Origin of the sequence: Rhodococcus sp. 14-1411-2a, assembly GCF_002259485.1 — a bacterium.
GTDB lineage: Bacteria > Actinomycetota > Actinomycetes > Mycobacteriales > Mycobacteriaceae > Rhodococcoides.
This window is the reverse complement of record NZ_NPGA01000015.1, coordinates 114,214-126,541: the sequence shown is the minus strand read 5'-3', so window position 1 is coordinate 126,541 and position 12,328 is coordinate 114,214. Positions and strand designations below refer to the sequence as shown.

The following is a 12,328-nucleotide window of genomic DNA, read 5'->3' as shown; positions in this document are numbered from 1 at the left end:
GGTCGTTCCGCGGGCTCCACTCCTGGCTAGTAGGGGTCGTTCCGCGGGCTCCACTCCTGGCTGGTAGGGCTCGTTCCGCAGGCTCCACTCCTGCCCAGCAGGTGGGGTGTTGACACCGGGCGCGGTCGGGTTGTCCCATGAACCATGGCCGAATCACCGTTCCCGGATGTGCGCTGGGGCAGCGAAACATCGTTCATCCGCAAGCCCGCCGTGAAGTTCGCGTCGACGAAGCCCGGTTCGTGGGTAATCCGGAACCTCGCAGGCGTCGACCGGTGGCTCTTGACCAAATCCGACGGCCGCTTCACCGTCCTCGGGCCGATCGCGACTCCGGTGGTGTTGCTGACCACCACCGGCCGCAAATCCGGCAAGCCCAGGACGAGTCCGCTGCTGTACTACCGGGAGGGCGACAAGATCTACGTCGTCGGATCCAATTTCGGTCAGCAGCACCACCCGGCGTGGACGTCGAACCTCCTCGCAGACCCGAAGGCCGTGGTGGCCATCGGCGGCAAGAAGATTCCGGTGACGGCCACCCGGATCACCGGCGACGAGAAGGCTCGTATCTACCGGCAGTTCGACGCGATGGTCGAGGTCTACGGCGAATACGAGACCCGGACCGACCGCGACATGCGATTGTTCGCACTCGCGGCCGATCTCTAGTCTCTTCGGGATTCAGCCGAGCTTGCGCAGGCGCGGGGCCAGGTCCTTCTCGAACAGCTCCAGGAACCGCTTCTGATCGTGTCCGGGCGCGTGGAACACCAAGTGATTCAGGCCGGCATCGGTGTACTGCTTGACCTTCTCCACTGCCTCGTCCGGGTCCGATGCGACGATCCAGCGCTTGGCGACCTGCTCGATCGGCAACTCGTCGGCGGCCTTCTCCATCTCGATCGGATCGTCGATCGAGTGCTTCTGCTCGGGCGTCAGTGACAGCGGGGCCCAGAAACGGCAGTTCTCCAGCGCCAGTTCGGGATCGGTGTCGTAACTGATCTTGATCTCGATCATCTTGTCGATCTCGCCGGCGTCGCGCTCGGCCTTGCCCGCGCCCTCTTCGACGGCCGGAAGCAGCTTGTCGGTGTAGAGCTCCATGCCCTTGCCCGACGTGCAGATGAATCCGTCGCCCGCACGTCCTGCGTACCGCGCCACCACGGGTCCGCCGGCCGCGATGTAGACCGGAATACCGCCCTCGGGGACGTCGTAGATCGACGCGCCCTTGGTGGTGTAGTACTCGCCCTCGAAGTCGACGCGGTCGCCGAGCCACAGCTCACGCATCAACCGCACCGACTCACGCAGGCGCGCGAATCGTTCCTTGAACTCCGGCCATTCGCCGGTGAATCCGGTCGCGATCTCGTTGAGCGCCTCTCCGGTGCCCACACCCAGCATGATGCGTCCGGGGTACAGGCAACCCATCGTCGCGAACGCCTGCGCGATGACCGACGGGTTGTAACGGAACGTCGGCGTCAGTACCGAGGTGCCGAGCTGAATCGTGTTCGTCCGCTCCCCGACGGCCGTCATCCAGGCAAGCGAGAACGGTGCGTGACCGCCTTCGTGCCGCCACGGCTGGAAGTGATCGCTGACCGTCGCCGAATCCATACCGTGCTGCTCGGCGAGCACACCGAGCTCGACCAACTCACGCGGTCCGAACTGCTCCGCCGATGCCTTGTACCCCAGCTTGAGACCCTGCGCCACGCCGAACTCCTGTCGTTGGTCGTCCTAGTTCTTCGATTGTGCACCTGTGGTGGTTCACCACGCTCTACTGGATCCCCAGAACCGTGACCACTGCCGCCAGTACCGCTACGAAGCCGATACCTACCGCGAAGATCCACAGATCTCGTGACTCGGGCATCGGTGCACCACTTTCGAGGGCATCGCGAACGCGCATCCACCGTCGCAGACCGATGATCGGTGCCGCCGCAGCAAGACCGATCAGAATCAGGCCCAGCGCCGTCCGAACCCACCCGGTGCTGAAATCGGGAACCAGGTGGACGATCGCGATTCCGCCGGCGAGCAGGCCGAGAGAGGTTCGCAGCCAGGCGAGAAATGTGCGTTCGCTGGCGAGTGTGAACCGCTCGTCGGGGCGCGTCACGCCCGTGGGGTCATGCGCTCGCGAATCAGATGGGCAACCTGGTCCGGGTCGTCGGGGGTGAAGACCGGCGAGATGCGGCGGAGAGTGAGCACCACTGCAGTGTCCTTCTTGGGACGCATCACGTCCAGCGGGAGCCACTGATCGATTGTCGGCGCAACCCCACAGTCACCACGTCCGCTCCCGGAACTCGAGTTCGAGCAGACCCTATCGGTCGGATTGCACGCTGCGCGAGGGCATCAGCAGTCAGAAGAAGCCATTGGCTTCGCCTGTACCTTTTGGTACAGTGTGTATCGATCAGTACACACTGTACCGACTGGCACCCGACTGGCACCCGACTGCTTCGATAGGAGCCCACATGTCTCGTCCTCCGCTTCCGCCGTTCACCGAGGCCACGGCCATCCAGAAAGTCCGCGCCGCAGAAGACGCGTGGAACACCTGCGACCCCGAGCGCATCTCTCTCGCGTACAGCGAGGACAGCTGGTGGCGTAACCGCACGACCTTCGTTCGAGGCCGCACCGAGATCGTGGAGTTCCTCACCGACAAATGGGACCGCGAGCTCGATTACCGGCTCATCAAAGAGTTGTGGGCGCACACGGGCGACGTGATCGCCGTTCGCTTCGCCTACGAGTATCGTGACGTCACCGGACAATGGTTCCGCGCCTACGGCAACGAGAACTGGCACTTCGATAAGGACGGACTGATGACGCACCGCCACGCGAGCATCAACGACGTCGCGATCACGGAGTCCGACCGCAAGTTCTTCTGGGATGCATCCGGCCCCCGTCCCGCCGACCACGCCGGCCTGAGTGACCTCGGACTGTAATGGCCCGAACTGTCCTCGAACGCTCGGATGCGGTCCGAGCCCTCGCCGACGTGTTCCGCAAGCGCGGTTTCGAGAGCGGCTCTCTTTCCGTCATCCAGCAGGAGACCGGGCTCGGCAGGGGCAGCCTCTACCACTTCTTTCCCGCAGGAAAGACGGACATGGCCCGTGCGGTCCTCGAGCAGGTAGGCAAGTGGTTCGAGGAACAGATCTTCGTTCCCTTGCGCACCACCGAGAACACCACGAGCGCGATCGAGGCGATGTCACGGGAGGTCACCGACTACTTCATGACCCGCGAAAGCGTGTGCCTGTTCGCGGCGATCACGCTGGGTCAGGAGAAGGCAACATTCGCCGAAGCGGTCCGGAACTACTTCACGGACTGGGTCGACGCTCTCGCCGAGGCACTGCAACGCGGCGGGCTCTCGACCCAGGAGGCGGCGGCCCGTGCCTTGGACGCGGTCGCGTCGATTCAGGGCGGACTGATCCTGGCCCGTGCCTACGGCGACCACGCGACCTTCCTGCGGATCATCGACCGCACCGAGCAGCGCCTGCTCGCCCCCGCTCCCTGAGCGGGCTCTTGCGGTCGACCGGTCTGCCGCCCCCGGAACACCCGCGCGACCGAACCCCGGCCTCACCTTGTTCGTGGACACACAATGACGGCAAGGCGACGAAGAGATACCGCTGTTCCGACGTCAGGCGTCGAGCGCACGTTCCGGAGTTCTCACCAACGTCAGGTGCGAGGTGCGGCGCAACTCGAATCCGATGGAGAGATAGAGCTCGATGGCGCGCACGTTCGCGTCCGACGCATGCAGGAACGGCTCCTCACCGCGGGCGCGAATTCCGTGACCGACCGCTCGAACCAGGTCGGTGGCCAACCCCTGCCCACGGAACGCCGGGTCGGTACAGACGGCACTGATCTCCGTCCACCCCGGTGGATGCATGCGCTCGCCTGCCATCGCGATCAGCGCGCCATCGCGTCGAACACCGAGGTACGTGCCGAGTTCGATGGTGCGGGGCAGGAACGGACCGGGCTCGGTGCGGCCCACCAGATCGAGCATCTCCGGGACATCCGCTGCTGTCAGCTCGACCGCCTCGGCGAAGGGCCGCGTTTCCAGGTGCGTGCCGACGAGCTGCACCAGACCGAAGGTCTCCAGGTGCGACCACCCCTCGGGCAGTATGCGTTCCGGACCGTTCAGCCCGACGACGGTTCGTGGGCCGAACAGCGCAGCGATGTCGTCCCAGTCCTTGGGCTCGAGGACGTCGGGGTGCACCAGAAACGGAGACACCGCAGGATCGGCACGCATGATCCGTCCGCGCCGGACCGCGAACCGCGACAGTGGGCCCTCGAGGGAATTGCGAACGGGATCGTCGAGAGGATGAGCAGACACGACAGACAGCGTCGCACGATCCGGCTCACGGCTATGCGTGCCGTCGGGCTCGTCACCAATACTTATACCGGTATCGTTGTTCGGCACACGGCGAAAGGCTCCACATGATCGAAATTCTTCCCCCCACCAAGATCCCCCTCGCGCGCGAATCCGGCGCTCTGGTGGCCGGAATTCTCCGAACCGTCCGCGAACGCGCCACAGTCGGCACCAACCTGCTCGAGATCGATCAGTGGACCAAGGACATCATCGAAGGAGCCGGGGCGACGTCCTGCTACGTCGACTACGCGCCGTCCTTCGGCCGCGGTCCGTTCGGTCACTACATCTGCACTTCCGTCAACGATGCTGTGCTGCACGGCCTTCCACACGATTATGCGCTGGCTGACGGCGATCTGCTGACGCTGGACCTGGCCGTGATCCTCGGCGGCGTCGCTGCGGACTCGGCCATCAGTTTCGTCGTGGGCGAGAACAAGCCCGCGAAAAGCCTCACGATGATCGATGCCACCGAACGGGCGTTGGCCGCCGGAATCGAAGCAGCTCGACCGGGCAACAAGATCGGCGATATCTCGCACGCCATCGGCACGGTGCTGAGCGCTGCCGGTTACCCGATCAACATGCAGTTCGGCGGCCACGGCATCGGCTCGACGATGCACCAGGATCCCCACGTCTCCAACTCCGGACGGCCCGGCCGCGGCTACCGCCTCCGCCCCGGCTTGATGTTGGCTCTCGAGCCGTGGGTCATGGAAGACACCGCCGAACTCGTCACCGACCCCGACGGCTGGACCCTGCGGAGCACGACGGGGTGCCTCACCGCGCACAGCGAGCACACCGTGATCATCACCGACGACGGTGCAGAGATCATGACGTTGCCGAAATCCTGAGTCGACGGCCACGGGGTCAACCGTTGCGATCACGGTGAGTGGATCCCTGGCGGAACTGCCGTTAGCCGACGAGCCTGTGACTGTGAACGAGAACTGTCGCTGCTCCCGCTGACCATCCGTCCAGCATCCGCAGCACCCTTGTCACAGGAGCCATCCATCATGAGCACCGAAGCGACCGTCGTCGTCCGTATCTCCGATTCCGGCACGGCGTCCCTGCAGGGACTGACTCGACCACAGCTGCATGCACTCGCCGATGCCCTACGCAGTGCCGCCAAGAGCTACGCCCCGCACGCGAAGATCCTGACGCGCTTCGATGTACGCGTCAGCGGGCTCAACGCTCCACTGGTGATCGATCTGCCTGCCCGCGATGTGATCCTCGGCGGCAGGAGCGTTCGTCTCTCCCACACCGAGTTCGAGATATTCGCCTACCTGGCGCGGCACCCTCGGGTCGTGGTCGGACGATCCGAACTCAGCACCTCCGACGGCGGACGCAGTGTCGACGTCCACCTCTCCCGAGTGCGCACCAAACTCGGTCAGTTCGGTCGACTGATCACCACGGTCCGGGGAACCGGCTATCGCTTCGACCCGGAACCGGGAATCCGCGTCATCACGCAACCGACGGTATTGCGCAGCGCCTGAGAGTTATTGCGACAGAGCAGCAGCTCTGCGGCGACGCTTCCGCCGGACCACCACGAACACCAGCAAGGCAAACAGAACCACGGCAATGAGGGCCCCGAGGGCCGTAGCGCCGCGGAAGCCAGGCGCGCTGGTGTCGAGGGTGCGTTCGCCGGCATGAGCGGCGTTGCTGGTTCCGAGAACGATCGTGAGCGTCAACAGGTTCGGGATGGCCGTGACGACGGCCAGGATGACCGAGCCGATCGCCAATTGCTTGCCCGCCCTGCCCTTCCGAACCGACCAGGCGCTCCAGAAGAACACCAGCGGCGCGAACGTGCAGACGATGCCGAACAGCAGGCCCCACAGAATGCCCTTGGTGAACGTGCGGTCGGCCAGGGTCTCCACCCGCAGACTCCACCAGCGCGGAAGGAACGCTGCCAGGATGAAGTAGGCGATCAACAGCAGGACGATGCCGGCTCCGACGAGAATGCCCCGCCTCTTCCAGTTCGCCGAGCTGGTCGACGGTGCGGGCGTGGTCGGATCGGCAGTCATGCCGACAATCGTAGAGCCTGCACAGCAGTGCCCCGGTCGTGTCGAGACCCGATCGTTAACTGAAAAGGTCCGCGAAGACGAAAACTAGGTCCGGCGGGCCGAGATTTCGACCAGCGGGCTCTCGCCGGATTCGCGTCCCTCGGAAGCAGTGCGATACGGCCACAGAGCTCGTGCCAGTAGACCGACCGACAGTCCGATCCACATCCATGCCAGATCGCGTTGTAGGAACGCGAGTGCTGCACCGACAAGCGTGAGCACGGAGCCGATCCCAATCGAGCTGCACCGTGTTGAGCGCATCGGCCGCCGAACGAGAATCCTCGACCTCGAAGACGGACGAGACTCCCGAGCGAACTGCCGCAGGACCGCCTGAGCGCCGTCGATACCGGCCGGGCCGACAACCCCGCGATGCCTGACGACTCGAGCGGCCGAGACCTCACACCCCTTATGCCGACCGATCACCCTTGATCTGACCCGAGTTCGAGTGATCGGTCGGGAGAAAGGGTGTGAAGTTACCCGAACAATCAGGGAATCAGGACGAACTTCCCGCGAGGGTGTGCCGTCTGCAGTTCGGCGTGCGCCCTGGCGACGTCATCGAGTGGGAAGGTCTTGGCCACCGTCACCTCGAACACCCCCGCACCCGCCTGCTCCAGCAGCACCGGGGAGGCGAGGCGTCGACGCTCCATGCTCGCCGGCCCACCGACGGTCGAAAACCCGTCTGCCGAGGCCCGCCCGAAGGCTGCCGTCGTCACCAATCTTGCTCGATCCGTGAGCAATTCGAGAGACACGTCGATGGCCTCGTCGGTGCCCACCGTGTCGATGGCTGCGTCGATGCCGTTCGGTGCGGCCGCCCGCACGCGGTCCAGCAATCCGTCGCCGTACTCGATCGGCTCGACCTCGAAGGCACGCAGCGCTTCGTGATTCCGAGCGCGAGCAGTCCCGATGACGGTGGCACCACGCGCCGTCGCGAGCTGAGCCACCACAGATCCGACACCGCCCGCAGCCCCGTGCACGAGCACCGTGTCGCCGCTCTTCACGCCGACGGATTCCAGTGCGTCGTAGGCTGTTCCGGCAACGGCCAGCACCCCGGCGGCGACCTCCCAATCCAGATTCGCCGGCTTCGGGAACACGAAGCGCGCGGGCGCGAGAATCTTCTCGGTGTACGTGCCGTTCACGCCGGAGACGATCACCTCGTCGCCGACGGCTATCGAACCGCCCGGGCCCTCGGCAGCGCCGCCGACTGCCACCACGATTCCGGACGCCTCACTGCCCAGGGCGATCGGGAGCTTCGATTCGTCGGTACCGAACGCACCGCTGTAGCTCTTGAAGTCGAAGGGATTGACTCCGATCGCCTTCAGCTCGACCAGAACCTCGCCCTCGGAGGGTTCGGGTAATTCTCGTTCGACGATCTCGACGACTTCCGGACCACCGTAGGACGCTGCAACTGCTGCTTTTGTCATGCAAAGCACAACGACCGACACGGTGGAGAATGTTCCGGTCAGACCCTCATTGTCCGACGACTCAGACGGCCACGGACAGCTGGTTTCGTTCGTCCCGCTCCAGGACCGAACCTGCGCGGTGAAGAACGACACTCGACTCCGTCAGGTTCGCGCGCTCGACCCAATAGTCGATTGTTTCCCGGCCTGCCTCGAACTGCGCGAGCATCTCCAGACACAGCCATGACACGACCGAGAAGTCCGGCTCCACTCCGTCGAGCCCTGTCAGTGCCACTTCTTCTGCCACCGAGAGCAGCGCACGATCGGTCTCGGAACAACTCCGATCGAGCCATGCCGCAGCACGACGAAGAAGTGCCCAATCCGACTGGGGCACAGCTTCGGTCGCCGACTGCCTACACAATTCTGCTGTCGCGGCGAGCACATCCACAACCGGACTCGACACCGCACCGTCCAATTCGGCGAGCAAGCCTCGCTCCGAATCGATCATGTCTGCCATGTAATGCCAGCGGACGGGAATTGCCGCGCCTTGGGGCCACAATTCCGTCATCCCGAACTGAAGTCGGGCGATCAGTTCCCTCGGTGAACTGCACGAAGCGGCGAAGCGAAAAGCGTCGTTCATGTCGATCATCCCCACTGGGTCAACACTCAGCCAACGGACACCGGCTCGGAATCGAGCTCGGGAGGTGCTGCAATGCAGTGGCGTCTGTCGCCGAACAAGCAACGCTGCTGTGGTCGTTACGTCTGCCTTGCCCGTTATTGAACGCCGTGACCAGCGCACGCGCGACTCGGCGTTACCGGAAATCGACAACGTCACAATTTTCCCGACCTACCGCCGAGCCGAACGCGCGAGTGGAGCCTGCGGAATGGGCGAGTAGGTAAAATACGGAGGTGAGTGAAATCGAGAAGCCTCAGCAGTGGACGTATCTGATGGACATGGACGGCGTGCTCGTCCACGAGGATCATCTGATTCCCGGTGCCGACACGTTCCTCGCCGAGCTGCAGGCCAACGAGATTCCGTTCATCGTGTTGACGAACAATTCGATTCGCACCCCTCGTGACCTGCGCGCACGTCTCGCATTCACCGGTCTGGACATTCCGGAGAAGTCGATCTGGACCTCCGCTCTCGCCACCGCGACGTTCCTCGGCAATCAGCGGCCCGGCGGCAGCGCATACGTCGTCGGCGAGTCGGGTCTGACGACGGCCCTGCACGACATCGGCTACACCCTCACCGATTCGAGCCCCGACTACGTGGTACTCGGCGAGACTCGGACCTACTCGTTCGAGGCCATCACCACCGCCATCCGCCTCGTCGAGAAGGGTTCGCGCTTCATCGCCACCAACCCCGACGCCACCGGCCCGTCCCGTGAGGGCTCGCTGCCTGCGACCGGTTCGGTTGCCGCGCTGATCACCAAGGCCACCGGTAAAGAGCCGTACTACGTGGGCAAGCCCAACGCGTTGATGATGCGTTCGGCGCTGCGTGCAATCGGTGGCCATTCCGAGAACACGCTCATGATCGGCGACCGGATGGACACCGACGTGCTCTCGGGCCTCGAAGCCGGACTGCAGACCATTCTGGTTCTCACCGGCATCTCGACGGTCCAGTCCGTCGAGCAGTATCCGTACCGGCCGACCAAGGTTCTCGATTCCGTCGCAGACCTGGTGGGCCGCACGCAGAACCCGTTCTGATGACACTTGAATTCGTTCTCTCCCGGCAGGATCACCACGTGGTCGGCCTCGGCGTGCAGCAGAGCTTCCCGGATATCGCCGATGCGGTGGCCGCGGTGCGAGACGGCCGAAACGTCGTCGGCGCAATCCCTTTCGACATGTCCGACGCCACCGCGCTGATCGAGCCGGAGGAGTTCTACCGCCTCGACGGGCCGTGGGCAACGGTCGATGCTCTCCCGCCATTGCCGACCGTGACCGTTGCGCGGCAGATTCCCGATCCGAGCGTTCACGTGCAGCGAGTCCGGGATGTCGTCGAGCAATTGAAAGCCGGTGTGGCCGAGAAGATCGTGCTCGCGCGGGCCATCGAGGTGACCGCGGATTCGCCGATCGACCCTGTCTCGGTGCTGAGCGCGTTGGTCTCCCGGGACCCGATGGGCAACGGATTTCTGGCGGACCTGTCTCCCACTGGCGACTCGGGTGGGCACATCGTCGGCTCGAGTCCCGAGTTGCTGGTTCGCAAGCGCGGCAATATCGTCACCTGCCATCCGTTCGCGGGAACGGCAGCACGGTCGACCGACCCCGACGAGGAAGCGCGGATCTGCGCGGCGTTGGCGGCGAGTGCGAAGGATCAGGCAGAACATCGCTTCGTCGTCGACGAGATCAGGGCTGCGTTGACGCCGTTCTGCGAGACGCTCGAGGTACCCGAGTCGCCGCAGCTCAGCAGCACTCCGCAGCTGTGGCACCTGTCGACGCCCATCGTCGGAACGCTGGCCGATCCCGCGACCTCGGCACTCGACCTGGCGCTTGCGCTGCACCCCACCGCCGCCGTCGCCGGGGTGCCCCGAACTGCGGCGATGGACACCATCGACAGCGTCGAGGGATCCCGCGGCTTCTACGCCGGAGCCGTCGGATGGACCGATGGCAGCGGCGACGGCGAATGGATGGTCACCATTCGCTGCATCGAACTTTCGGCCGACGGGCTGACCGGAACGGCCACCGCCGGTGGCGGCATCGTCGCGGATTCGGATCCCGACGCCGAACTCGACGAAACCACAGCGAAATTCAGAACCGTGCTCAGCGTCTTCGACCGCTGATTCGATCCGGTCCGCACAAGATCGACGCCCCGCGCAGAAATCCACGCCCGCCGAACGGGGTGCGGATCTCCACGCGGGGCGTAGATTCGTCCGCTGCGCCGACTACTTCAGGGCCTGGTCCAGATCTCCGATCAGATCCTCGGTGTCCTCGAGGCCGATCGAGATGCGTACGACACCGTCGGTGATCCCCACTGCCGCACGACCTTCCGGACCCATCGCGCGGTGCGTGGTGGTGGCCGGGTGGGTGATGAGCGACTTCGAGTCACCCAGGTTGTTCGAGATGTCGACGATGCGCAACGCGTCGAGCACCTCGAAGGCACGCTTCTTGGCCTCGCCCTCGGGAGCATCGAGCTCGAACGTGACGACGGTACCGCCGCCCGACATCTGCGACTTCGCCAGCTCGTACTGCGGATGTGACTGCAGGAACGGATATTTCACCCAACGCACCGCAGGGTGAGCTTCGAGGAACTCGGCGATCTGCAGCGCGGAGTTCACCGAATGTCGCACGCGCACCGGCATCGTCTCCAGTCCCTTGAGCAGCGTCCACGCGTTGAACGGGCTCAGCGCCGGGCCGGTGTGCCGCATCAGGGTCTGCACCGGACCGTCGATGTACTCCTTCGATCCGAGGATCGCACCGCCGAGCACCCGACCCTGACCGTCGATGTGCTTGGTACCGGAATACACCACCACGTCGGCACCGAGTTCGAGGCTGCGCTGCAACAGCGGCGTCGCGAACACGTTGTCCAGCACCACAGTTGCACCGGCGGCATGAGCCATCTCGGAGACGCGTCGAACATCGACCAACGACTGCATCGGGTTGGACGGAGTCTCGAAGAACACCGCCGTCGTCGGCACCGACAGCGCCTGCTCCCACTGCTCGAGGTCCTCGCCGTCGACGAAGACGGTCTCGACGCCCCAGCGCGGCAGGATTTCGTTGCAGACCACGAAGCACGAGCCGAAAAGGCTACGCGCAGCAACCAATCGGTCACCGGCCTTCAGCAGCGCACCCAGCGCGGTGAACACCGCCGACATTCCACTCGAGGTACCGAAGCACGCCTCGGCACCCTCGATCAGGCGCAGTCGCTCCTCGAACATCTTGACCGTCGGGTTGCCGTAGCGCGAGTACACGAAATGATCGATGTCTCCGGTGAACGCCTGTTCGGCGGCTCCGGCACTCTCGTACACGAAACCCGAAGAGAGATAGAGAGCCTCGGCGTTCTCGTCGAAGCCCGATCGCATCAGACCACCGCGAACGCCCAGCGTTCCCAGACCCACACCCTCGGGTAACGGCTTGTCGAAACCCCCGCCTTTCGGATTCCCGCTCACGACTGCCTCCAAGGCAACCCGACCGCACGCCACCCCGTGGCTCCGCGGTGGCCGTCGGCGTCGGTGGCACCTTCGAAACCGTCGAGCACGTTGTAGGACGGGCCGATTCCCGCAGCGGTCGCGGCTTCGGCGGCACCGATGGATCGCTGACCGGAGCGGCACAGGAACACCACCGGCCGATCGCCGTCCACGCCTGCGGCTTTCAGGTCGTCGACGAAGTTGGCGTTGCGGGCACCGTCGGGAAAGCTGACCCACTCGATCAGGTGCGTCGGGCGGTCGATGCCGGAGGTGTCCGGGACACCGACGTACTGCCACTCGGCGCGCGTCCGAACATCCACGAGCACGGCCTCGGGGTTGCTCTGCAACAACTCCCAGGCAGCTTCCGGGGTTATGTCACCTGCGTAGGTCACTTGATCAGCCTTCCGTCACTCGCTTTTTCGACATCACACACGTACC

The 12,328-nt window shown here is 64.7% G+C and carries 17 protein-coding genes; 7 read left to right on the top strand and 10 right to left on the bottom strand.

Annotated elements, in window-relative coordinates; translation table 11 throughout:
• Nucleotides 1–144: 144 nt before the first annotated feature.
• Complete coding sequence (locus tag CH291_RS14185; RefSeq protein WP_094687858.1) at nt 145–657, top strand: nitroreductase/quinone reductase family protein; 513 nt, start codon at nt 145–147, stop codon at nt 655–657.
• Between the two features lie 12 nt (nt 658–669).
• Here the strand turns inward: CH291_RS14185 and fgd are convergent, their stop codons facing one another.
• The 3 genes from fgd to CH291_RS27195 form a co-directional block, all read right to left on the bottom strand.
• Nucleotides 670–1,683: a glucose-6-phosphate dehydrogenase (coenzyme-F420) gene (fgd, locus tag CH291_RS14180; RefSeq protein WP_032401751.1), complete on the bottom strand. Its 1,014-nt coding sequence runs from the start codon at nt 1,681–1,683 to the stop codon at nt 670–672.
• Between the two features lie 64 nt (nt 1,684–1,747).
• The gene (locus CH291_RS14175) at nt 1,748–2,080 is read right to left on the bottom strand and encodes a YidH family protein (protein ID WP_068048031.1); all 333 of its coding nucleotides are present in this window, start codon (nt 2,078–2,080) and stop codon (nt 1,748–1,750) included.
• Complete coding sequence (locus CH291_RS27195) at nt 2,077–2,199, bottom strand: hypothetical protein (RefSeq protein WP_256980847.1); 123 nt, start codon at nt 2,197–2,199, stop codon at nt 2,077–2,079. Before CH291_RS27195 ends, CH291_RS14175 begins: the two co-directional genes overlap by 4 nt.
• 236 nt (nt 2,200–2,435) lie before the next feature.
• Between CH291_RS27195 and CH291_RS14170 the strand changes: the two genes are divergently transcribed.
• The gene (locus CH291_RS14170; protein WP_094687857.1) at nt 2,436–2,903 is read left to right on the top strand and encodes a nuclear transport factor 2 family protein; all 468 of its coding nucleotides are present in this window, start codon (nt 2,436–2,438) and stop codon (nt 2,901–2,903) included.
• The gene (locus CH291_RS14165) at nt 2,903–3,469 is read left to right on the top strand and encodes a TetR/AcrR family transcriptional regulator (protein ID WP_094687856.1); all 567 of its coding nucleotides are present in this window, start codon (nt 2,903–2,905) and stop codon (nt 3,467–3,469) included. The genes CH291_RS14170 and CH291_RS14165 overlap by 1 nt, the downstream gene beginning before the upstream one ends.
• A gap of 123 nt (nt 3,470–3,592) precedes the next feature.
• Here the strand turns inward: CH291_RS14165 and CH291_RS14160 are convergent, their stop codons facing one another.
• The gene (locus tag CH291_RS14160; RefSeq protein ID WP_094669943.1) at nt 3,593–4,288 is read right to left on the bottom strand and encodes a GNAT family N-acetyltransferase; all 696 of its coding nucleotides are present in this window, start codon (nt 4,286–4,288) and stop codon (nt 3,593–3,595) included.
• 104 nt (nt 4,289–4,392) lie between these two features.
• Between CH291_RS14160 and map the strand changes: the two genes are divergently transcribed.
• Together map and CH291_RS14150 are read left to right on the top strand one after the other, a co-directional pair.
• The gene (gene map, locus CH291_RS14155; RefSeq protein WP_094687855.1) at nt 4,393–5,166 is read left to right on the top strand and encodes a type I methionyl aminopeptidase; all 774 of its coding nucleotides are present in this window, start codon (nt 4,393–4,395) and stop codon (nt 5,164–5,166) included.
• A gap of 159 nt (nt 5,167–5,325) precedes the next feature.
• The gene (locus tag CH291_RS14150) at nt 5,326–5,805 is read left to right on the top strand and encodes a winged helix-turn-helix domain-containing protein (RefSeq protein WP_094687854.1); all 480 of its coding nucleotides are present in this window, start codon (nt 5,326–5,328) and stop codon (nt 5,803–5,805) included.
• A 3-nt stretch (nt 5,806–5,808) separates the two neighbouring features.
• On the opposite strand, the gene CH291_RS14145 is transcribed toward CH291_RS14150, so the two are convergent.
• The 4 genes from CH291_RS14145 to CH291_RS14135 all read right to left on the bottom strand — a co-directional run bounded on the left by CH291_RS14145 (nt 5,809) and on the right by CH291_RS14135 (nt 8,406).
• The gene (locus CH291_RS14145; RefSeq protein ID WP_068054006.1) at nt 5,809–6,333 is read right to left on the bottom strand and encodes a permease; all 525 of its coding nucleotides are present in this window, start codon (nt 6,331–6,333) and stop codon (nt 5,809–5,811) included.
• 84 nt (nt 6,334–6,417) lie between these two features.
• The gene (locus tag CH291_RS26785; RefSeq protein WP_179276538.1) at nt 6,418–6,591 is read right to left on the bottom strand and encodes a hypothetical protein; all 174 of its coding nucleotides are present in this window, start codon (nt 6,589–6,591) and stop codon (nt 6,418–6,420) included.
• 263 nt (nt 6,592–6,854) lie between these two features.
• Entirely contained in the window at nt 6,855–7,790 is a 936-nt protein-coding gene (locus tag CH291_RS14140) for an NADP-dependent oxidoreductase (protein ID WP_094687853.1), read from the bottom strand.
• A gap of 61 nt (nt 7,791–7,851) precedes the next feature.
• Nucleotides 7,852–8,406 carry a hypothetical protein gene (locus CH291_RS14135; RefSeq protein WP_143545926.1) on the bottom strand — a complete coding sequence of 185 codons (555 nt, stop codon included), beginning with the start codon at nt 8,404–8,406 and terminating at the stop codon, nt 7,852–7,854.
• A 308-nt stretch (nt 8,407–8,714) separates the two neighbouring features.
• Between CH291_RS14135 and CH291_RS14130 the strand changes: the two genes are divergently transcribed.
• Complete coding sequence (locus tag CH291_RS14130) at nt 8,715–9,473, top strand: HAD-IIA family hydrolase (protein WP_068053998.1); 759 nt, start codon at nt 8,715–8,717, stop codon at nt 9,471–9,473.
• Nucleotides 9,473–10,546: an isochorismate synthase gene (locus CH291_RS14125; RefSeq protein WP_094687851.1), complete on the top strand. Its 1,074-nt coding sequence runs from the start codon at nt 9,473–9,475 to the stop codon at nt 10,544–10,546. The genes CH291_RS14130 and CH291_RS14125 overlap by 1 nt, the downstream gene beginning before the upstream one ends.
• A gap of 102 nt (nt 10,547–10,648) precedes the next feature.
• Here CH291_RS14125 and CH291_RS14120 read toward each other — a convergent pair whose 3' ends face one another.
• A complete protein-coding gene (locus tag CH291_RS14120; RefSeq protein WP_094688066.1) occupies nt 10,649–11,872 on the bottom strand; it encodes an O-succinylhomoserine sulfhydrylase in 1,224 nt (407 codons plus the stop codon).
• Nucleotides 11,869–12,282 (bottom strand): rhodanese-like domain-containing protein, encoded by a 414-nt coding sequence (locus CH291_RS14115; RefSeq protein ID WP_068053994.1) that lies wholly within the window; start codon nt 12,280–12,282, stop codon nt 11,869–11,871. Before CH291_RS14115 ends, CH291_RS14120 begins: the two co-directional genes overlap by 4 nt.
• Nucleotides 12,283–12,328 lie beyond the last annotated feature (46 nt).

What these genes read in the sequence shown, in the direction of transcription:
- CH291_RS14130 (WP_068053998.1), top strand. Translation starts at nt 8,715, where the DNA reads ATGGACATGGACGGCGTGCTCGTCCACGAGGATCATCTGATTCCCGGT.
- CH291_RS14185 (WP_094687858.1), top strand. Translation starts at nt 145, where the DNA reads ATGGCCGAATCACCGTTCCCGGATGTGCGCTGGGGCAGCGAAACATCG.
- CH291_RS27195 (WP_256980847.1), bottom strand. Translation starts at nt 2,199, where the DNA reads ATGCGTCCCAAGAAGGACACTGCAGTGGTGCTCACTCTCCGCCGCATC.
- CH291_RS14170 (WP_094687857.1), top strand. Translation starts at nt 2,436, where the DNA reads ATGTCTCGTCCTCCGCTTCCGCCGTTCACCGAGGCCACGGCCATCCAG.
- CH291_RS14150 (WP_094687854.1), top strand. Translation starts at nt 5,326, where the DNA reads ATGAGCACCGAAGCGACCGTCGTCGTCCGTATCTCCGATTCCGGCACG.
- map (WP_094687855.1), top strand. Translation starts at nt 4,393, where the DNA reads ATGATCGAAATTCTTCCCCCCACCAAGATCCCCCTCGCGCGCGAATCC.
- CH291_RS14125 (WP_094687851.1), top strand. Translation starts at nt 9,473, where the DNA reads ATGACACTTGAATTCGTTCTCTCCCGGCAGGATCACCACGTGGTCGGC.
- CH291_RS14145 (WP_068054006.1), bottom strand. Translation starts at nt 6,333, where the DNA reads ATGACTGCCGATCCGACCACGCCCGCACCGTCGACCAGCTCGGCGAAC.
- CH291_RS14165 (WP_094687856.1), top strand. Translation starts at nt 2,903, where the DNA reads ATGGCCCGAACTGTCCTCGAACGCTCGGATGCGGTCCGAGCCCTCGCC.
- CH291_RS14140 (WP_094687853.1), bottom strand. Translation starts at nt 7,790, where the DNA reads ATGACAAAAGCAGCAGTTGCAGCGTCCTACGGTGGTCCGGAAGTCGTC.
- CH291_RS14135 (WP_143545926.1), bottom strand. Translation starts at nt 8,406, where the DNA reads ATGAACGACGCTTTTCGCTTCGCCGCTTCGTGCAGTTCACCGAGGGAA.